Here is a 19,648-nt window from a genome sequence, read left to right as displayed (position 1 = left end):
GGCTAGAAAGTCAGTGTCCGGCCGGGCGCGCGCGCCGGCGGGCCAGCCGCGCATGCACGCCGCCGAACACGAGTGGCACGAACAGCAGCGTCGAAACGGTGGCGAACAGCAGGCCGCCGATCACCGCGCGGCCGAGCGGCGCGTTCTGCTCGGCGCCTTCGCCGAGACCGAGCGCCATCGGCACCATCCCGATGATCATCGCGAGCGCCGTCATCAGCACCGGGCGGATTCGCGTCGCGCCGGCCTCCAGTGCGGCCGTGAGCGGCGGCGCGCCGGCCGCGAGGCGCTGGCGCGCGAACGACACGACCAGGATGCTGTTGGCGGTCGCGACGCCCACCGTCATGATCGCGCCCGTCAGCGCGGGCACGCTCAGGTGCGTGCCGGTGATGAACAGCATCCACGCGATGCCGGCGAGCGCGGCCGGCATCGCGCTGATGATGATCAGCGGATCGAGCCACGACTGGAAATTCACGACGATCAGCAGGTAGACGAGCACGATCGCCATCGCGACGCCCGCGCCGAGGCCGAGGTACGACGTGCGCATCGTCTCGACCTGGCCGCGCACCGACAGGTCGGTGCCGCGCGGCAGCGTCGCGCGCGCGTCGGACACGATGCGGTCGATCGCGCCCGCGACCGAGCCGAGGTCGCGGCCCTCGACGCTCACGTACAGGTCGATCGCCGGGCGGATGTTGTAGTGCGTGATCACCGCCGGGTTCGCGACGGGATGGATCTGCACGAGGTTGCCGAGCAATTGCAGCGGCATGCCGGTGCGCCCGCTCGCGGAAATCGGCGTGCCGAGCAGGTCGTCGATCGACGCGATGCTGTATTGCGGGGTCTGGATCTGCAGCGGGTACTGGACGCCCGAGCGCGGATTGATCCAGAACGACGGGGTCGTCTGGGAGCTGCCGGACAGCGAGATCAGCATGTTCTGCGCGACGTTCTGCGCGGAGAGGCTGAGCTGCTGCATGCGCGTACGGTCCATGTCGGCCACCAGGGTCGGTTCGTCGTTGCGCTGCAGTACGTGCACGTCGACGGTGCCGGGGATTTGCCTGATCTTCTTCATCAGGCTGCTCGCGATAGCCATGTTACTCGCGAGATCGTTGCCGAGCACCTGCACGTCGATCGCGGCGGGCTGACCGAAGTTGAGGATCTGCGTGATGATGTCCGACGGCTGGAAGAAGAACTCGACGCCCGGGAAGCGCTGCGGCAGCAGCGTGCGCAGCGTCTGCACGTAGTGCGCGGTCGCGCGGTGGCCAGGCTTCAGCGCGATCATCAGTTCGCCGTCGAGCGTGCCGATCGTGCCGGCATTGCTGTACGACAGGTTGATGCCGCTCACCGGCAGCCCGAGGTTGTCGACGATCGCGCCGAGTTCGTCCGCCGGCACGGTTTCGCGGATCACGCGCTCGACCTGGTCGGCAAGGCGCGCGGTCTCCTCGATCCGGTAGCCGGTCGGCGCGCGCATGTGCAGCCGCAGGTTGCCGGAATCGGCGTTCGGGAAGAAGTCGCGGCCGAGCACGAACACGAGGCCGGTCGACAGCACGCAGAAGCCGAGGAAGCACGTCGCGTAGAAGCGGCGGCGCACCAGCAGCATGCTGAGCAGCACGATGTACCACGCGCGCAGCCGCTCGAACGCGGCGTTGAACGCGTGATGGAGGCGCGCGAACCGCGACGTCGCATGATCGGGGCCGCTCGTGGCCTGCTGCGGGCGGAACAGCAGCATCGCCAGCGTCGGCACGAGCGTGCGCGACAGCACGTACGACGCGAGCATCGCGAACACCACGGCTTCGGCGAGCGGCACGAACAGGAAGCGCGCGACGCCCGTCAGGAAGAACATCGGCACGAACACGATGCAGATGCACAGCGTCGACACGAACGCGGGCACCGCGATCTCGCCCGCGCCTTCGAGGATCGCGTCGTGCAGGTTGGTACCGAGATGCAGGTGCCGCTCGATGTTCTCGATCGTGACGGTCGCGTCGTCGACCAGGATCCCGACCGCGAGCGCGAGCCCGCCGAGCGTCATGATGTTGATCGTCTCGCCGAGCGCGGAGAGTGCGATCAGCGACGTGAAGATCGACAGCGGAATCGAGATCGCGATGATCAGCGTGCTGCGCCAGTTGCCGAGGAACAGCAGGATCATCATCGCGGTCAGCACGGCGGCGATCAGCGCCTCGTGGATCACGCCCTGCACGGCGGCGTTGACGAACACCGACTGGTCGAACAGCGGCGTGATCGTGAGTCCTTCGGGCAGCGTCGGGATCACCTTCGGCAGCAGTGCCTTCAGGTCCGACACGACCTTCAGCGTCGACGCGTCGCCGGTCTTCAGGATCGACATCAGCACGCCGCGCTGGCCGTTCTGCCGCACGACGTTGGTTTGCGGCGCGAAGCCGTCGCGCACCGACGCGACCTCGCGCAGGTAGGTCGTCGCGCCGTTGACGGTCTGGACCGGTAGGCCGTTGATGTCCGCGACCGTGTCGGCCGACGCGTTCGTGTCGATCCGGTATTCGGTCTGGCCCATCTTCGCGGTGCCGGTCGGCAGCACGAGGTTCTGCGCGTTGACCGCGTTGACGATGTCGGCGGGCGTGAGGCCCTTCGCGAGCAGCGCCTGCGGATCGAGGTCGATCGCGACCACGCGCGTGCGGCCGCCGTACGGAAACGGGATCTGCGCGCCCGGGATCGTGATCAGTTGCGGCCGCAGGAAGTTGAGCGCGATGTCGGCGAGCGACTGTTCGCTGAGCGTCTTGCTCGACAGCCCGAGCTGGATCACCGGGATGCTCGACGCCGAATAGGTGATCACGAGCGGCGGCGTCGCGCCCTGCGGCATCTGCCGCACGATCGCCTGCGCGGACGAGACCGTCTGCGCGATCGCGGTCTGCACGTTCGCGCCGGGCTGCAGGAACACCTTCACGACCGCGATGCCCGGCAGCGACGTCGACTCGATGTGCTGGATGTTGTTGACGGTCGTCGTGAGGATCCGTTCATGGACGGCCGTGATGCGGTTGGTCATCTCCTTCGCGGAGAAGCCGGTGTAATTCCAGATCACGCTGATGACGGGAATGTTGACCGCCGGCAGGACGTCGACAGGCGTGCGCATCAGCGCGAGCGGGGTGGCCAGCACGATCATGATGGCCATCACGATGAACGTGTAGGGGCGCCTGAGCGCGAGATTGACGATCCACATGGAGGCGGCGGGACAGGCGGTGCTCAGGCGGCGGTGAGGGGAACCCGAATGATAGGCGTCGGGGCTGAACGAGTCACTGACACGAAACTGGCGGATTTGTCAGGTTCGGCGCGCGGCGACCGTGGCGACTTCAGGCCGATTGATCGGATGAAAACGCGCGCGGACGCCGATGCCCGAAAAAGGCCGCCGCACCGCACGCGCATGCCGCAGCAGCGACGCTTCCGTTCATCGGGCGTCGCTCAGATCTGTTCCATCCCGACCCGCGCGAGCGCGGCCAGGTCGACGACTTCGATCTGGTTGTACGCGAGCCGCAGCACGCCGAGCTTCTCGAGTTGCTGCAACGCCTGGTTGATCCGCTGCCGCGACACGCCGACGAGCATTCCCAGTTCCTCCTGCGAGATCGCGAGCGACGGGCCGGTGTCCGGATACAGCGCGGGGTTGAACAGCTGCGCGAGCGCCTGCGCGACGCGCGCGTCGACATCGAGCAGCCGGCTGTTCTGGATCGACGCGATGAACTCGCCCATCCGGTTGTTCAACTGGTGGATCACGAAGCGCGTGAACGGCAGGCTCGTGTCGAGCAGCGCATGGAACGTGTCGACCGGGACGAACAGCACGATCGAGCGCTGGACGGCGACGACTTCGTACTTGCGCAGCTCGCGCTTGATCACGCTGCCTTCGCCGAACCAGCCGCCCGACGGCACGCCGGAAAACGTGCAGCCGCGCCCCGACGCGTTGAAGATCGCGAGCTTCAGCAACCCGCGATGCACGCCGATCCAGTATTCGGACGGTGCGAGCCGCTGCGCGATCACGTCGCCGGCCTCGTGCTGCTCGGCGCGCGACTGCGCGAGCACGAGCGCCTGGTGTTCCGGCGCCAGCGCGCGGAACCACGCGCACTGGCCGAACAGCACGGACAGGGCGGGCAACGGGCCCGGTTCGAGCGGCGTGTCGGCCGGCGGGCTGGCCGGCGGGCTGACAGCGGCGGCGGCCGCGTCGGGCGGCGCAACGAGGTGGTCGTGCATGGATGCGGGTTTGCGAGGATAGGGATAACGCGCAGCGCTCATGAGGCACTCTGTCGTTTCGATGACAGACGGCTCACAATAGCGCCCGTTAGGCTGTCGGCAATTGAACCACATCAAGACCGGTCGGGGTGCATGCACACTTGCCGGATACGAGGCCGACGCACGCGCCGGTCGACAGAAAACGGGAGACAGGATCATGACGCAGATGTTCGAGGCCGGACTCGGCCGCCGCGATGCCAACTACGTGCCGCTCACGCCGATCGACTTTCTGGTCCGTGCGGCCGAAGTCTACGGCGCGCGCCTCGCGATCGTGCACGGCGACGTGCGGCGCACGTGGGGCGAGACCTACACGCGGGCGAAGCAGCTCGCGAGCGCGCTCGCGCGGGCCGGCGTCGCGCGCGGCGAGACGGTGGCCGCGCTGCTGCCGAACATCCCGGCGATGGTCGAGGCGCACTTCGGCGTGCCGATGGCCGGCGCCGTGCTCAACACGATCAACACGCGGCTCGACATTTCATCGGTGCTGTTCATGCTGCGTCACGGCGAGGCGAAGGTGCTGATCGTCGACACCGAATACGCGGAGCTCGCGCATCGCGCGGCGCTCGAAGTGCCGGGCCTGAAGATCGTCAGCGTTGCCGATGCGATGCCGGCCGACCCCGCGCGCTTCGCGGGCGCGACCGACTACGAGGCGTTCGTCGCGGGCGGCGACCCCGACTACGCATGGACGCCGCCCGCCGACGAGTGGGAGGCGATCGCGCTGAACTACACGTCCGGCACGACGGGCGACCCGAAGGGCGTCGTGTATCACCATCGCGGCGCGTATCTCGCGGCGATCAGCAACATCCTCGAATGGGACATGCCGAAGCACGCGGTGTATCTGTGGACGCTGCCGATGTTCCACTGCAACGGCTGGTGCTTCCCGTGGGCCGTCGCGGCGCGCGCGGGCGTGAACGTGTGCCTGCGCAAGTTCGACGCGAAGACGGTGTTCGACCTGATCCGCCGCGAGCGCATCACGCATTACTGCGGCGCGCCGATCGTACAGAGCGCGATCGCGAATGCGCCGGCCGAGTTGCGCGCCGGCATCGATCACACGGTGCACGCGATGGTCGCCGGTGCCGCGCCCGCGCCGGCCGTGATCGCGAAGATGAAGGAGATCGGCTTCGACCTGCTGCACGTGTACGGATTGACCGAGGTCTATGGCCCGGCGACCGTCTGCGCGAAGCAGGCGCACTGGGACGAGCTGCCCGACGACGAGCGCGCGCGGCTCAATGCGCGGCAGGGCGTGCGCTATCACCTGGAAGCGGGCGCGACGGTGCTCGATCCGGACACGATGACGCCGGTGCCGGCCGACGGCGAGACGCTCGGCGAGATCATGTTCCGCGGCAACATCTGCATGAAGGGCTACCTGAAGAACCCGCACGCGACGGAGGAAGCGTTCCACGGCGGCTGGTTCCATACGGGCGATCTCGGCGTGCTGACGCCGGACGGCTACATCCGCATCAAGGATCGCCGCAAGGACATCATCATTTCGGGCGGCGAGAACATCTCGAGCATCGAGGTCGAGGATGCGCTGTACCGGCATCCGGCCGTCGCGGTCGCGGCGGTGGTCGCAATGCCCGACCCGAAGTGGGGCGAGGTGCCGTGCGCGTTCGTCGAGCTGCGCGAAGGCGCGAGCGCGACCGAGGCGGAGATCGTCGCCCACTGCCGGCAGTTGCTCGCGGGTTTCAAGGTGCCGAAGGTCGTGCGCTTCGGCGAGCTGCCGAAGACGTCGACCGGCAAGATCCAGAAATTCCAGCTGCGCAACGCGGTCGGATCGGACAAGGCGATCGACCTGGCGGGAGACAAGAAGTAACGTCGACGGGGCGTCGTGCGGGCGGACGCCTTGATACGTGAATGCGTCAAGGCGTCAAGGCGTCAAGGCGTCAAGGCGTCAAGGCGTCAAGGCACGACGAGCCACGCGATCGCCAGATACCGCCCGACCTTCGCGATCGTCACGATCGCGACGAAGGTCGGCAGCGGCTCGCGCAGCACGCCGGCGATCATCGTCAGCGGGTCGCCGATCACCGGCGCCCAGCTCAGCAGCAGCGACCAGCGGCCATAGCGCCGATACCAGCCCTCGGCGCGCGCGAGCGCGGCCGGTTTCACCGGAAACCAGCGGCGGTCGCGGAAGTGCTCGATGCCGCGGCCGAGTGTCCAGTTGATCCCCGCGCCCGCGACGTTGCCGACGCTCGCCACCAGCACCAGCGCCCACACCGGTTCGCGCCCGGCGAGCAGCAGGCCGGCAAGCACGGCTTCGGACTGGAGCGGCAACAGGGTCGCGGCGACCATCGACACGGCGAACAGGCCGCCGTAAGTGAGCAGTTCGGACATCGCGCGATTGTACTGGTCGTACCGGCCGCGCGTCGGCCGGCGTGGGGTGGCGCGCGCCGCAGCGCGCGACGTCACGCGCTCAGGCGGCCACTCAGTTCCATCCGACCATGATCGCGCCCATCCCGACCAGCAGCCCGCCCGTCACGCGATTCATCGCGCGCATCCGCGCCGGCCGCTGCAGCGCACGGCTCAGCCGGTGCGAGAACAGCGCCATCGACGCGACGCCGCCGGCGAACAGCAGCGCGAAGCTCGCCGCGAGCAGCAGGAATTGCGCGTTCAGGCTCCAGTCGGGATCCGGGACGATGAACTGCGGAAAGAACGACGGAAAGAACAGCAGCGTCTTCGGGTTCAGGCCGGAGGTGGCGACGCCGCGCCAGAACAGCGCGCGTCCGGTGGCGGTGTCGTCGGGTGCCGTGTTGCCGGCGTCCGTCGACGCGGCGGGCGCGGTGACCGGCGCCCGGCCGAGCCATTGCTTGCAGCCGAGCCATACGAGGTAGGCGGCGCCGGCCCAGCGCAGCACGGTCAGCGCGTGCTCGTCGAGGTGAACCAGCGAATTCAGGCACAGCGCTGTAAGCGCGAGCTGCAGCAGCACGGCGAGCGTGCCGCCCCAGACGCACGGCAGCGCGCGGCGCCAGCCGGCGCGCAATGCCTGGTTCATCGTGAGGAGGTTGACGGGGCCGGGGGCGTAGATGAGGACGGCGGACGCAGCGAGGAACGACAGATAAAGCCTGAACGACATGACGGGAGTGCGGAAACGGAGGATCAGGCGCCGGCCCGTGCGACCGGGTAGGCGCGCGGGGGGCGGGACGTTGCATGCCTGCGTGTCCTGCGCCGCAACTCGTGATTGCGGCCAGGCGTCCCGGTGCGAAGGGGTTGTCGCGGGGAGCGTGCCGGACACCAGGCATGGAGAAAATGTATCAAGCGGGCCGGTTAAAAGGCTTCCTGTTTTCCAGTAAAACGCACCCGAAACCGGAAGCCTGTTCGGATAGAATGCGGATTTTCAGTAGAAGATTCTTCCTGTCATGGCTACCCGCGAACGCACGCCGAAAACCCTCGACAACCAGGACCGCAAGATCCTCGGTGCACTGCAAAAAAATGCGCGCCTGTCGAACGCCGAACTGGCCGAACAGATCGGCATGTCGACCACCGCCTGCTGGAACCGCACGCGGCAGCTCGAACTCGACGGTTACATCGACGGCTACGTCGCGCTGGTCAACCAGCGCATGCTCGGCTACGCGGACATCGTGATCCTCGAAGTCACCCTCGATCGCCACGAGGACGATGCGCTCGCGCGTTTCGGCGCCGAACTCGCGGCACTGCCCGAAGTGCTCGAGGCCTACCTCGTATCGGGCGAATACGACTACTGGATCAAGGTCGCGGTGGACGGCACGGCCGGCTACGAACGCTTCTTGCGCGAGAAGCTGTACAGGATTTCGAGCATTCGCCACAGCCGCTCGATGTTCGCGCTGCGGTGCATGAAAGACGTGCCGTCGATTCAGGTGTGAAGACGGGGGCGACGCGCCGCGCGGCGTCGTGACGACGCGGTTCGCGGCGGTGCTGGAGAAGGGTGGGAAGCGGGCTGTCGCGCCCGTTGCGCGCGGCCCGGAGCCGGATACCGGCAGGCCGTGCCCGCGCGGCGGGAAAACGGATGAATCTTCCGTGACGGCCAGGCCCGGCGCGTGGCGCGCAGCGGGCATGCATCGGCTACGCAGCGGCCGGACATTCCGGGAAGCTGCGATCAACACCGTGCCGACAAGTTCGTCGGGACCGGCATCCGCGTATCGACATCGCTGCGACCGTGCTCACAGCGCGTGAGCACCATGCCATCGAGGGTATTCGCCCTTTTTTTGCGACTTCCGTCCGGCGCCTCGTGCCGGACGCGGCGGCCTTTCGGCGCGCGTCCCCGCAAGGCGCATCAGACGGATGGAGATGGCGCGTGGCCGGCTGGCGGCCGGTCGCCGCGCTCAGCGCGGCAGGCGTGCGTGCGCTTCAGCGATGACTGCGCAGTTCTCGAGGTGCAGTGCCCATGCTTCTGCAAGCAGCTCGCCGACACGTGCGAGCCAGCCAGAGGATTGGGTGGAACGATCGGAGACATTAGACGTTTGCATGACGAAGCCCCATGTAGGTGGCGAGTTAGGGATAACCCTAATCATAAAGAAACGTCACCGTCTTGTGAAATGCGATTTCGTTATATGAGAATTACTGACAATTTATGTTGCTGCCGCGCAACATGAGCTGCGCCACCTTCTGCGTGGCGGGCAGGCGTGACGAGACCGCGGCGAGCGCGGCCTCGCATTGACGGGCGAAAACGGAAAGCGGGGCGACGAGAACGGGCGCGGCAGCGGGGCGGCGATTACCCGCCGATCCCCCCGAAGCGCCACGACAGGCGGCGCGCCGCGGCGAGCAGCGTATGCGCGAGTTCGCTGTGCGGCCCGCGCGGGAAGCCGCGCGACGAGCCGATGATCGCAATCACGAGCCGGATGCTGCCGGTGTGATCGAACACGGGCGCGGCGATCGTCCCGATGCCCGGCACCGGCGCATCGAATGCGAAATCGAGTTCGTCCGCGCGGATCGTCGCGAGCCGCGCGCGGAACGCGTCGTCGACCTGCGTCGCGCGGCCTGCGAGGCGCACCGGCTCGTCGGCCAGCAGGCCGGCCAGCACGTCGTCGGACATGCCGGCCGCGAAAATCCGCCCGATCGCCGTATTCACGAGCGACATCACCGTGCCGACCTGAAGGCTCACGTGCTGCGGCCGCGCCGATTCCTCGAGACGGATCACGGTCGGCCCGAGCGGCCCGAGCGTCGCCGCGGCCACGCTCAGGTCGGTCGCGGCCGCCAGCGCGACGATTTCGGCTTCCGCATCGCGCGTCGGCGACACGCGCTGCATCGCGATCAGGCCGAGCGCCTGCGCGAGCGGCCCGCCGCCGAAGCAGCCCGCGTCGTCGCGGCTCAGCAGGCCGATCTTCTGCAGGCTCACGAGGTGCGGAAACGCCTTCGCGGCCGGCATGCCGGCGGCTGCCGCGAGATCGCGCAACGGCAGCGCACGGCCTGCCGAGACGAGCGCGAGCAGCAGCTCGCCCGTGCTGTCGAGCGCGTTGATGCCGCGCTGCGCCTTCGTGTCGTCGGCGAGCGCGGGCGGCATGCGCTGCGTGGCCGGCGGCATGCCCGGCGCGACCGGCGGTGCGTCGCGTCCCGCGTCGAGCGCCGCGGTGGCTTGCCGTGCCGCATCGCGCAGCGCCATCGCGATCGGGCCGTCCCAGCCGACGTCGATCGAGCCGCTCGAACCGATCACCGTCAACGCGAGTTGCAGGCGGCCGTCCGCGTCCAGCACCGGCACGCACATCGCGCTGACGCCGGGGCTCGGCCGATCCACGCCGCGCTCGATCCCGCGCGCGCGGATCGCGTCGAGTTCGGCCTGCCACGCGCGGGCGTCGGACGGGGGCTGGTCGCCTTCCGCGCCGGCGAGCGTGGCGCCGGCGCCGGCCTGGCTGGCCGCCATCGCGTCGAGCTGGGCGGGGTCGCCGAACGCGCGGAACACCCGGCCGGTCGCCGTCGTGTCGAGCGACATGACGGATCCGACGTGCAGGTTCACGTGCAGCGGATAGCCGCCGTGCTCGATGCGCACGATCGTGGGCCCGAGCGCGCCCGGCACCGACAGCGCGACGCTCAGGCCGACCGCTTCCGCGAGCCGCGCCGCGTGCGGCAGCGCCGCGCGATAGGCCGGCTGGCGCTCGATCGACATCAGCCCGAGCCGCAGCGACAGCGGCCCCGGCTCGTAGTTGCCGGTGAGCGCGTCGCGCTTCACGAGCGCGAGCCGCGTCAGGCTGACGAGATAGGTGTGCGCCTGCGCGGTCGACAGGTCGGCCGCGGCCGCCAGCTCCGACAGCCCGAGCGGCTTGCGCCGGCGCGCGAGCGCGTCGAGCAGCCGGCCGCCGACCTCGACGCTCTGGATCCCGCGCTGCGCCTTGGGCGGCGCGTCGTCTGCGCTGACTTCGTGGTTCTGCACGCGATGATTCTTCCGTTGACGAAACCCCGCATGGTATCCGACGCCATTTGACGCGCCAGCCCGCAGGTTTACCCGAATTAGACAATAGCAAGCTAATTTGTCATTGACAAATAATCGGCGCGAGAAGATGATCCGCTCATTTCCCTCAACACATGGCTCGCAGCCACGGAACGCAACATGGCCAAAGCATTCGCCTCCCAAGCCGATCTGGAAGAGAAGAAAGTCACCTGGACGCAGCTGTCCGAGAACGCGTACGCCTATACCGCCGAAGGCGACCCGAACTCGGGCGTGATCATCGGCGACGACAGCGTGCTGATCGTCGACACGACCGCGACGCCCGCGATGGCGCAGGACCTGATCGCGAAGATCCGCAGCGTGACCGACAAGCCGATCAAGCACGTCGTGCTGTCGCATTACCACGCGGTGCGCGTGCTCGGCGCGTCCGCGTATTTCGACGAAGGCGCGCAGCACGTGATCGCGAGCCGCGGCACCTACGAAATGATCGTCGAGCGCGGCGAGGCCGACATGAAGTCGGAGATCGAGCGGTTCCCGCGGCTGTTCGCGGGCGTCGAGACGGTGCCGGGCCTGACCTGGCCGACGCTCGTGTTCGAGCGCGAGATCACGCTGTTCCTCGGCAAGCTCGAGGTGAAGATCATGCACGTCGGCTCGGGCCACACGAAGGGCGACACGATCGTCTGGCTGCCGTCGCAGAAGGTGCTGTTCTCGGGCGACCTGGTCGAGTACGACGCGGCCTGCTATTGCGGCGACGCGCAGCTCGAACAGTGGCCGGCCACGCTCGAGGCGCTGCGCGCGCTCGGCGCGGAAAAGCTCGTGCCGGGCCGCGGCCCCGCGCTGCTGAATCCGGCCGAAGTGAACAAGGGCCTCGACTACACGAAGGACTTCGTGACGACGCTGCTCGCGCAGGGCCGCAAGGCCGTCGAGCGCAAGCTCGACCTGAAGGCGTCGATGGCGCTCACGCGCGAAGCGATGGATCCGAAGTTCGGCCACGTGTTCATCTACGAGCACTGTCTGCCGTTCGACGTGTCGCGCGCGTACGACGAGGCGAGCGGCATCACGCATCCGCGCATCTGGACCGCGCAGCGCGACAAGGAAATGTGGGACGCGCTGCAGGACTGAGCGGGTCACCGCGGCGGGGCGTCCGGGCGGGCGCCGCGCCGCGTTCCTGACGGCGCCTGAGCGGCGGCCGCATCGCGCGGCGGTTCAGGGAGCCGACTTCCGTTCTCACAAGAAAGCCGGGCGCATGTACGCCCGCGGAGACTGCTGCGCGCCCGAATCGCGCGGCCCGTTTGGAGAGAGACATGCCCCAATCGCTTCCCGCCGAAGCGACGATCGCGCACGCGAGTGCCGCGGCGTCGGCTTCCGCCTGTGAATCCGCGCCGGCGTCCGCTGCCGGCGACGCGCTGCTGTTCCGCAAGATCGCGTGGCGGATCGTGCCGTTCCTGTTCCTCTGCTACGTCGTGTCGTTCCTCGACCGCATCAACATCGGCTTCGCGCAACTGCAGATGAAGCACGACCTCGGCTTCAGCGATGCGATGTACGGCCTCGGCGCCGCGGTGTTCTACGTCGGCTACGTGTTCTGCGAGGTGCCGAGCAACCTGCTGCTCGCGCGCTTCGGCGCGCGCCGCACGTTCACGCGGATCATGCTGCTGTGGGGCATCGCGTCGACCGCGATGATGTTCGTGTCGCAGCCGTCGCATTTCTACGTGCTGCGCTTCCTGCTCGGCGTGTTCGAGGCCGGCTTCTTTCCCGGCATCGTGCTGTACCTGACCTACTGGTTCCCGGCGAACCGCCGCGCGGCGGCGATCTCGGTGTTCTTCGCGGGTGTCGCGGTGGCGGGGGTGCTCGGCGGCCTGATGTCGGGCTGGATCATGCGCGACATGAGCGGCGTGCTCGGGCTGCACGGCTGGCAATGGATGTTCGCGATCGAAGGCGCGCCGGCGATCGTGCTCGCATGCTTCGCGTTCACGTACCTGGTCGACCGGCCGCAGGACGCAGCGTGGCTCACGTCCGACGAAAAGGCGCGCGTCGCCGCGCTGTGCAGCGATGGCGGTGCGCATGGCGCGCACAGTGCGCACGACAAACGCAGCCTGGTCGCGGCGCTCGCGAACCCGCGCGTCTACCTGTTCGCGTTCATCTACTTCTCGCTGACCTGCGCATCGCTGACGCTCAACTTCTGGATGCCGCTGATGATCCGCGATTTCGGCGTGACCGACGTCGTGTCGGTGAGCCTCTACACGGTCGTGCCGAACGCGGTCGGCGCGGTCGGGCTGATCCTGATCGCCCGCCATTCCGACCGCACCGGCGAGCGCCGCAAGCACTTCGCGTGCTGCACGATCGGCGGCGGCCTGGCACTCGCGGCGCTGACGCTGCACCTGCACAGCTTCGCGGCGATGCTCGCGTGCCTGTCGATCGCGGCGACGCTGATCTTCGCCGCGCTGCCGATCTTCTGGGCCGTGCCGACCCGCTATTTGTCGGGCAACGCGGCCGCGGCCGGGATCGCGCTGATCAGCAGCATCGGGATCACGAGCGGCATCGTCAGCCCGTGGGTGATCGGGCTGATCCGCACGCGCACCGGCAGCATGGATCTCGCCGTGTACATGCTGGCCGCGCTGCTCGCGCTGAGCGGCGCCGCGCTGATGCTCGGCGTGAAGGGCGAACCCGCACGCCGCGCCTGAATCGCGGCCGGGCGCTGCCGGCGGGCGGCGGCGACCGGCGCTGCATTTCCTGTCCGCACCGTATCCGCATCCATCGAGGAGACGATCGATGTCAGCCCCCCTTCAAGCGGACGCCGCGCAGGCGGTTGCGTCCGGTTCCCGTGCGCCGGCGTCGGACCACGACGCGCTGTACCGCCGTATCGGCGCGCGGATCGTGCCGTTCCTGTTCATCTGCTACATCGTGTCGATCCTCGACCGCAGCAACATCGGCTTCGCGCAGCTGCAGATGCGGCAGGATCTCGGCCTGACCGATGCGATGTACAGCCTCGGCGCGGTGCTGTTCTTCGTCGGCTACGTGCTGTTCGAGGTGCCGAGCAACGCGCTGCTGCGCCGCTTCGGCGCGCGCCGCACGTTCGCGCGGATCATGGTCCTGTGGGGCGCGGTGTCGGTTGCGATGATCACGGTCGACAGCGCGAAGCACTTCTACGTGCTGCGCTTCCTGCTCGGGCTGTTCGAGGCCGGCTTCTTCCCGGGCGTCGTGTTCTACCTGACCTACTGGTATCCGGCGCGCCGGCGCGCGTCGGTGCTGTCGATCTTCTATGCGGGCGTCGCGGTGGCCGGGATGGTCGGCGGGCTGCTGTCGGGCTGGCTGATGCGCGCGATGTCGGGCGTGCTCGGGCTGCACGGCTGGCAGTGGATGTTCGCGATCGAGGGCGCGCCCGCGATCCTGCTCGGCGTGATCGCGTGGTTCTGGCTGTGCGACCGCCCCGAACAGGCGCGCTGGCTGTCCGACGACGACCGCCAGCGGCTCGCGGCCGACCTGGCCGCCGACCGGGCGGAGGCGCCCGCGCATGCGGCGTCGTCGCTGCGGCAGGTGCTCGCCGCGCCGCGCACCTGGCTGTTCGCATTCATCTATTTTTCGCTGACGACGGCGCTGTTGATGCTGCTGTTCTGGATGCCGCTGATGATTCGCGAATTCGGCATTCACGACGTCGTGCACATCAGCCTGCTGTCGATCGTGCCGAACGCGATCGGCGCGGCCGGCCTGATCGCGATCGCACGGCGCTCCGACCGCAAGCGCGAGCGTCGTCGGCACTTCGCCGCGTGCGCATTCGGCGGTGCGGTGGCGCTCGCGTTGCTGACGCTGCACTTGCCGAGCATCGTCGCGATGATGGCGCTGCTGTCGATCGCGGCGATGCTGATCTTCGCCGCGCACCCGGTGTTCTGGGCCGTGCCGTCCGCGTATTTCTCGGGCGCCGGCGCGGCGGGCGGGATCGCGCTGATCAGCAGTATCGGCGTATCGAGCGGGATGATCACGCCGTGGATCGTCGGGGTGATCCGCACCCGTACCGGCAGCATGGATGCGGCGATGCTGATGATCGCGGGATTGCTGGCCGCGTGCGCGGTCGCGATGCTGCTCGGTGTGCGGGCGACCTCGCGCGACGCGGCGCCCGTGGCGCGTTGATCGCGTGATGCGTCGACGCGGCGCGCGTACGACGGGGTGGGCGGCCAGGACGGGCGCGAGCCCGTTGTCGGCGGGAACGCGCGCTAGGCCCGATACACCTCGATCCGGTTGCGGCCGCGCTCCTTCGCGACATACAGCGCCTTGTCGGCCCGCGACAGCGCCTGGTACGCGCCGAAGTCGGACGTCCGCATCGCGTCGATGCCGATGCTGACGGTCAGCACGAGCGGCTGATCCTCGTGCACGAGCCGCGAATCGGCCACGCGCTGCTGCACGCGCAGCGCGAGCGCGCACGCCGCGTCGATCCCGGTGTGCGGCAGCACGATCGCGAATTCCTCGCCGCCGATGCGCCCGACGATGCCGTCCGTCCCGATCTCCGCGAGCAGCAGCCGCGCGAAATGCCGGAGCGCGCGATCGCCGAGCGGATGGCCCCAGCGGTCGTTCAGCGCCTTGAAGTGATCGAGGTCGAGCATCAGCACCGCGGCGTCCTGGCCGGTCGCGCGCACGCCGCGCAACGCGGCTTCGCTATGCCGCATGAACGCGTGGCGGTTGGACAGCTGGGTCAGGTGATCGGTCGTCGCCATCCGGTGCAGTTCGGTCTCGATGTGCTTGCGCTCGGTCGCATCCGTGATGAAGCCGTGCCAGACCGTGCCGCCGTCCGGCGTGCGTTGCGGGCGCGCGTCGCCTTCGCGCCAGCGCATTCCCTGGTCCGGCAGCAGCACGCGGTATTCGAGCCGCCACGGCGCCAGGCGCTCCGCCGACACCCGCAGCGACTGACGGTAGGCAACCAGGTCGGCAGGATGAATCCGGGTTTCGACCGCATCCGCGTCGCGGGCGATCTGCTCGGGCGTCAATTCGTAGATGTCGCGTGCGCCCGCGCTCGCGTACGAAAAGAACCGGCGGCCGTCGGCGGTCTGCCGCAGCTGGAACACGAGGCCCGGCACCTGGTCGGTCAGGCTCGTCACGAGCGTGACGGAGTCGCTCAACCGGCCGGCGAGTTCGCGCAGCGCGGTGATGTCCGTGGTCGTGCCGACCATGCGCAGCGCGCGCCCGTGGCTGTCGCGGGCGATGACCTTGCCGCGGCTGCAGATCCATTTGTACGTGCCGTTCTTGCAGCGGATGCGGTGCTCGACCGCATAGCTGTCGGTCCGGCTTTCGAAGTGCGCGAGCATCGCGGCTTTCACGCCGGCGACGTCGTCCGGGTGCAGCCGTTCGTATGCATCCTCGATCCGGCTCGTCAGTTCATCGGGCGCATATCCGAGCAGCGCCTTCCAGGCTGCCGAGTAATGGATCTCGCCGGTTTCGACGTTGCGATCCCACACGCCGGTGCCGCTTTCGTTCAGCGCCAGCGTGGTCAGCGCGCTGTGTTCCTCGACGACGCCGAGCCGTTCGCGCAGCGCGGCTTGCGCGTTCGCGCGGCCGATCGCGCGTTCCGCCAGTGTCGCCAGGTCGTGCAGGAAAGCGCGCTGCGCGGCGTCGAGCGTCAGGCCGGTGCTGCCGGCGACGCATAGCGCGCCCAGCGCGGTGCCGTCGGGCGCGAGCAGCTCGCAGGCTGCGACGACGTGCGGCGCGTCATTCGGGAGGTCGCCCGCGGCGGGCGTGATGAAGCGTCGGCCGGCCGCCGGAGCGGGCTCGGCACGCGACGGGAAACGCATGGCAGGAAGCGTGGCGGGCAGCGTGCCGTCGGACGCCGCCACGCGCTGCGCGCCGGCTTCCGCGGACGCGATGAACGCACCGGCCGTGCCGAAATGCGCGCGGGCGAGACGGCACACGGTGTCGAGTTCGGGCAGCGGCGCAAGCGCCGGTCGATCGTCGGCGGGAGCGCGACAGGAGCCGGGCGTGTCGCCGGTCCCGGTGGTGAACATACGGAACCGCATGGTCGAAATCCGCGACGGTCGATTGCGCCGATGATCGGACGAATGCCGGAGGGCGCTGCTTCGGAGGCTGAGATCGTAGAGCTTATCGTCGCGAGGAATGCGTGGCAAGCAAGGGCGAAACCGGGTGGGTGGGCGGCGAGTTCGGGGCGTGGAGAAGCGTTGCAGAGAAGCGTTGCAGAGAAGCGTTGCAGAGAAGCGTTGCAGAGAAGCAGCGCAGAGAAGCAGCGCAGAGAAGCAGCGCAGAGAAGGGCCGCTTCAGGTCCTGAATGAATGCGCGGGCAAACCGGCAAGCGCCGGCTTCGCAGTCCGATCGTGCGGAAGCCGGCGCCTTTCGGCAGATCAATGCGTGCGCAGGATTGCGCTGCGCGACGTCACGCGACGGGAATCGGGTTGTCGACAACGAAGCGGTTGAACTCGTCGACGAACGCGTGCTCGTTCGGCCCGGCATTGTCGCGCAACGGCTTCGCCGCTTCGACGACGACTTCGGTGGCGGCGGTCTCGAGCAGCGCCAGCGTCTCGGCGACGAACGCATCGACCGGCATCGCGCGCGGATCGCCGCTCTTGTGCACGAGATCGGTGTCGACCCACGGTGGCGCGATTTCCAGCACGCGCACGCTCGTGTCGCGCAGCATGAAACGCTGCGACAGCGTGTACGAATGGATCGCGGCCTTCGTCGCCGAATACAGCGCGGCCGACGCGAGCGGCACGTACGCGAGCACCGAGCTGTTGTTGATGATCGTCGCGTCCGGCTGCCGCTTCAGGTGTTCGACGAACGCCGCGCTGACGCGCACGGGGCCGAGCAGGTTCGTCTCGACGAGGCGCACGGCCTGTTCGTCGTCGAGCGGCCCGGCCGCATCGTCGAACGGCATGATGCCCGCGTTGTTGATCACGACGTTCAGCGCGGGGTAGCGGTCGATCAACCGCGCCGCGACCGCGCGGATCTGCGCGGCATCGCCGACGTCGAGCTCGATCGTGTCGATGTTCGGATACTGCCGCGCGATCTCGTCGAGCAGCTTCGTGCGCCGGCCGGCGACGACGACCTTGTTGCCCAGCTCGTCGAGCGCGATCGCCAGCGCACGGCCGATCCCGGACGTGCCGCCGGTGATGAGGATGGTATTGCCGTCGAGTTTCATGACGATGCGCCTCAGCGGGCGGCCGCATAGCGCGGCGCCGGCGAATCGGTCGACAGATGCGGCGCCATCGTGCGGCGCGCGGCCTCGAACGCATCCCATTCGTCGGCCGCGTGCAGCGACGGAATCGTCACGAGCTCGCGGCGGTCGAAGCCGACCAGCGCCGCGTCGACCAGGTCGGACGCCGGCATCACGATCTCCTTCGGCAGGTGTTCGATCGGCAGGCCGCCGGTCCGCCAGAAGTCGGTGGCCGTCGCGCCGGGCAGCACGGCCTGCACCTGCACGCCGTGGTCCGCGAGCTCGTGATGCAGCGACTGGCTGAACGCGAGCACGAATGCCTTGCTGCCGCCATAGACGCCATTGAGCGTTTCCGGCGACAGCGCGACGATCGACGAGATGTTGATCACGGCACCGCGGCCGCGCGCGACGAAGCCGGGCACGGCTGCATAGGTCAGGCGCGTGAGCGCGGTCACGTTCAGGTCGAGCAGCCGCGTCATCGCGTCGACGTCGCTGTCGAGCAGCGGCGTGTGCGTGCCGACGCCCGCGTTGTTGACGAGCAGCGTGATGCTCGCGTCCTGCTTCAGCTTCGCTTCGACGGCGGCGAGCGCCGCGCGGTCGTTGAGGTCGGCGCCGACGATCTCGACGCTGCGCTGCGTTTCGTTCGTGATGCGCTCGGCGAGCGCGGCCAGCCGGTCGCGGTTGCGCGCGACGAGGATCAGGTCGTAGCCGCGGCGCGCGAGGCGGTCCGCATAGATCGCGCCGATGCCGGACGATGCGCCGGTGATGACGGCGGTACCGCGATGTGCTTCAGTCATGATGTCGCTCCGTGTCGAGGAAAGGGTGAGTGCGTGAAGGCATTCTGGCCTCGAATCGCCGCGACACAAATGACGTAGATGGGTATGATTCAGGACATCGGGTGTCGATCGTGCCGCCCGCCACCGGAGACACGCATGCACCGCATCGGCTTTCTGATCAGCGACGGCTTCCAGATCATGGCGCTCGCCACGCAGTCGGTGTTCGAGTACGCGAACCTGGCCGCGGGCGAACCGTTCTACGTGATGGACAACTATTCCGTCGAGGGCGGCGACGTGCGCTCGTCGCTCGGGTTGTCGGTCGCGACGCGCGCGCTCAGCGGCCGGGTCGACGTCGATACGTGGATCGTCGCGGGCGTCAACGATCCGCTCGCATCGCCAGCGCCGGCCGGCGTCGTCGCGTTCCTGCGGCGCGCGAACGCGCGCGCGCGGCGGGTCGCCGGCATCTGCACGGGCGCGTTCGTGCTCGCCGAGGCCGGGCTGCTCGCGCAGCGCCGCGCGACGACGCACTGGGCGTACGGCCGCGAGATGCAGAAGCACTTTCCGGACATTCGTGTCGAGGAGGACCGGATCTACATCGTCGACGGCCCGATCTGGACGTCGGCCGGGATGACGGCCGGCCTCGACCTGACGCTCGCGATGGTGGAGAAGGATCTCGGCGCGGACGCCGCGCGCTCGGTCGCGCGCAAGCTCGTGATGCACCAGCGCCGCTCGGGCGGGCAGTCGCAGCATTCCGAAATGCTGGAGCTCGCGCCGAAATCGGACCGGATCCAGAACGCGCTGAACTATGCGCGGCAGAACCTCGGCCGCGCGCTGACCGTCGAGGAGCTGGCTGACGCCGTCCACCTGAGTCCGCGCCAGTTCAGCCGAGTGTTCACGCTGGAAACCGGGCAGTCGCCGGCGAAGGCGATCGAGCGGCTGCGTCTCGAGGCCGCGCGGCTGATGATCGAGCAGAGCCGGCACTCGCTCGACGTGATCGCGAAGGAGAACGGTTTTCGCGACCGGCGCCACCTGCGCGACGCGTTCGTGCGCGGTTTCGGCGTGCCGCCGCAGGCGGTGCGGCGCGACGCGCGGGCAGACGAGCGCGAAACGGCCTGACGTTCGCGGGCGTGAGCCGCCAGC

Annotated in this window: 14 protein-coding genes; 6 read left to right on the top strand and 8 right to left on the bottom strand. The window is 68.7% G+C overall.

Annotation, left to right across the window (positions count from 1 at the left end; genetic code table 11):
• Positions 1-10 precede the first annotated feature (10 nt).
• A complete protein-coding gene (locus tag DIE02_RS04470; protein ID WP_124484909.1) occupies positions 11-3,178 on the bottom strand; it encodes an efflux RND transporter permease subunit in 3,168 nt (1,055 codons plus the stop codon).
• Between the two features lie 239 nt (positions 3,179-3,417).
• Positions 3,418-4,197 (bottom strand): Crp/Fnr family transcriptional regulator, encoded by a 780-nt coding sequence (locus tag DIE02_RS04465; RefSeq protein ID WP_124484908.1) that lies wholly within the window; start codon positions 4,195-4,197, stop codon positions 3,418-3,420.
• A 196-nt stretch (positions 4,198-4,393) separates the two neighbouring features.
• On the opposite strand from DIE02_RS04465, the gene DIE02_RS04460 reads away from it, so the two are divergent.
• Complete coding sequence (locus DIE02_RS04460; RefSeq protein WP_124484907.1) at positions 4,394-6,046, top strand: acyl-CoA synthetase; 1,653 nt, start codon at positions 4,394-4,396, stop codon at positions 6,044-6,046.
• Between the two features lie 86 nt (positions 6,047-6,132).
• Here the strand turns inward: DIE02_RS04460 and DIE02_RS04455 are convergent, their stop codons facing one another.
• On the bottom strand, positions 6,133-6,564 hold the full coding sequence (locus tag DIE02_RS04455) for a YqaA family protein (protein ID WP_124484906.1): 432 nt from the start codon (positions 6,562-6,564) through the stop codon (positions 6,133-6,135).
• A 91-nt stretch (positions 6,565-6,655) separates the two neighbouring features.
• Positions 6,656-7,303, bottom strand: coding sequence for a LysE family translocator (locus DIE02_RS04450; RefSeq protein WP_124484905.1), 648 nt, complete (start codon positions 7,301-7,303; stop codon positions 6,656-6,658).
• A 283-nt stretch (positions 7,304-7,586) separates the two neighbouring features.
• Between DIE02_RS04450 and DIE02_RS04445 the strand changes: the two genes are divergently transcribed.
• Positions 7,587-8,069: an Lrp/AsnC family transcriptional regulator gene (locus DIE02_RS04445; RefSeq protein WP_006755380.1), complete on the top strand. Its 483-nt coding sequence runs from the start codon at positions 7,587-7,589 to the stop codon at positions 8,067-8,069.
• Between the two features lie 848 nt (positions 8,070-8,917).
• Here DIE02_RS04445 and DIE02_RS04435 read toward each other — a convergent pair.
• Positions 8,918-10,570, bottom strand: coding sequence for an IclR family transcriptional regulator (locus DIE02_RS04435; RefSeq protein WP_124484903.1), 1,653 nt, complete (start codon positions 10,568-10,570; stop codon positions 8,918-8,920).
• A 177-nt stretch (positions 10,571-10,747) separates the two neighbouring features.
• Here DIE02_RS04435 and DIE02_RS04430 point away from each other — a divergent pair, with 177 nt between their 5' ends.
• The 3 genes from DIE02_RS04430 (at position 10,748) to DIE02_RS04420 (ending at position 14,710) form a co-directional block, all read left to right on the top strand.
• On the top strand, positions 10,748-11,707 hold the full coding sequence (locus tag DIE02_RS04430) for an MBL fold metallo-hydrolase (RefSeq protein WP_044843030.1): 960 nt from the start codon (positions 10,748-10,750) through the stop codon (positions 11,705-11,707).
• Between the two features lie 182 nt (positions 11,708-11,889).
• Positions 11,890-13,266, top strand: a complete 1,377-nt coding sequence (locus DIE02_RS04425) for an MFS transporter (protein WP_124484902.1) — start codon at positions 11,890-11,892, stop codon at positions 13,264-13,266.
• 88 nt (positions 13,267-13,354) lie between these two features.
• Positions 13,355-14,710 (top strand): MFS transporter, encoded by a 1,356-nt coding sequence (locus DIE02_RS04420; protein WP_124484901.1) that lies wholly within the window; start codon positions 13,355-13,357, stop codon positions 14,708-14,710.
• Positions 14,711-14,793: 83 nt separating this feature from the next.
• Here DIE02_RS04420 and DIE02_RS04415 read toward each other — a convergent pair whose 3' ends face one another.
• From DIE02_RS04415 to DIE02_RS04405, 3 genes are all read right to left on the bottom strand, one after another.
• Entirely contained in the window at positions 14,794-16,584 is a 1,791-nt protein-coding gene (locus tag DIE02_RS04415) for a sensor domain-containing diguanylate cyclase (RefSeq protein ID WP_124484900.1), read from the bottom strand.
• A gap of 371 nt (positions 16,585-16,955) precedes the next feature.
• Positions 16,956-17,717 (bottom strand): SDR family oxidoreductase, encoded by a 762-nt coding sequence (locus DIE02_RS04410; protein WP_124484899.1) that lies wholly within the window; start codon positions 17,715-17,717, stop codon positions 16,956-16,958.
• A gap of 11 nt (positions 17,718-17,728) precedes the next feature.
• Positions 17,729-18,529: an SDR family oxidoreductase gene (locus DIE02_RS04405; protein ID WP_124484898.1), complete on the bottom strand. Its 801-nt coding sequence runs from the start codon at positions 18,527-18,529 to the stop codon at positions 17,729-17,731.
• A gap of 135 nt (positions 18,530-18,664) precedes the next feature.
• Here DIE02_RS04405 and DIE02_RS04400 point away from each other — a divergent pair, with 135 nt between their 5' ends.
• Positions 18,665-19,624, top strand: a complete 960-nt coding sequence (locus DIE02_RS04400; protein ID WP_124484897.1) for a GlxA family transcriptional regulator — start codon at positions 18,665-18,667, stop codon at positions 19,622-19,624.
• Positions 19,625-19,648: the final 24 nt, after the last annotated feature.

The sequence above is a fragment of the Burkholderia sp. Bp8991 genome, assembly GCF_003853795.1.
GTDB lineage: Bacteria > Pseudomonadota > Gammaproteobacteria > Burkholderiales > Burkholderiaceae > Burkholderia.
The sequence above is the reverse complement of the archived record's forward strand: the minus strand, read 5'-3'. Positions and strand labels throughout refer to the sequence as shown.

What these genes read in the sequence shown, in the direction of transcription:
- DIE02_RS04460 (WP_124484907.1), top strand. Translation starts at nt 4,394, where the DNA reads ATGACGCAGATGTTCGAGGCCGGACTCGGCCGCCGCGATGCCAACTAC.
- DIE02_RS04450 (WP_124484905.1), bottom strand. Translation starts at nt 7,303, where the DNA reads ATGTCGTTCAGGCTTTATCTGTCGTTCCTCGCTGCGTCCGCCGTCCTC.
- DIE02_RS04425 (WP_124484902.1), top strand. Translation starts at nt 11,890, where the DNA reads ATGCCCCAATCGCTTCCCGCCGAAGCGACGATCGCGCACGCGAGTGCC.
- DIE02_RS04465 (WP_124484908.1), bottom strand. Translation starts at nt 4,197, where the DNA reads ATGCACGACCACCTCGTTGCGCCGCCCGACGCGGCCGCCGCCGCTGTC.
- DIE02_RS04470 (WP_124484909.1), bottom strand. Translation starts at nt 3,178, where the DNA reads ATGTGGATCGTCAATCTCGCGCTCAGGCGCCCCTACACGTTCATCGTG.
- DIE02_RS04410 (WP_124484899.1), bottom strand. Translation starts at nt 17,717, where the DNA reads ATGAAACTCGACGGCAATACCATCCTCATCACCGGCGGCACGTCCGGG.
- DIE02_RS04455 (WP_124484906.1), bottom strand. Translation starts at nt 6,564, where the DNA reads ATGTCCGAACTGCTCACTTACGGCGGCCTGTTCGCCGTGTCGATGGTC.
- DIE02_RS04430 (WP_044843030.1), top strand. Translation starts at nt 10,748, where the DNA reads ATGGCCAAAGCATTCGCCTCCCAAGCCGATCTGGAAGAGAAGAAAGTC.
- DIE02_RS04415 (WP_124484900.1), bottom strand. Translation starts at nt 16,584, where the DNA reads ATGCGGTTCCGTATGTTCACCACCGGGACCGGCGACACGCCCGGCTCC.
- DIE02_RS04445 (WP_006755380.1), top strand. Translation starts at nt 7,587, where the DNA reads ATGGCTACCCGCGAACGCACGCCGAAAACCCTCGACAACCAGGACCGC.
- DIE02_RS04405 (WP_124484898.1), bottom strand. Translation starts at nt 18,529, where the DNA reads ATGACTGAAGCACATCGCGGTACCGCCGTCATCACCGGCGCATCGTCC.
- DIE02_RS04400 (WP_124484897.1), top strand. Translation starts at nt 18,665, where the DNA reads ATGCACCGCATCGGCTTTCTGATCAGCGACGGCTTCCAGATCATGGCG.
- DIE02_RS04420 (WP_124484901.1), top strand. Translation starts at nt 13,355, where the DNA reads ATGTCAGCCCCCCTTCAAGCGGACGCCGCGCAGGCGGTTGCGTCCGGT.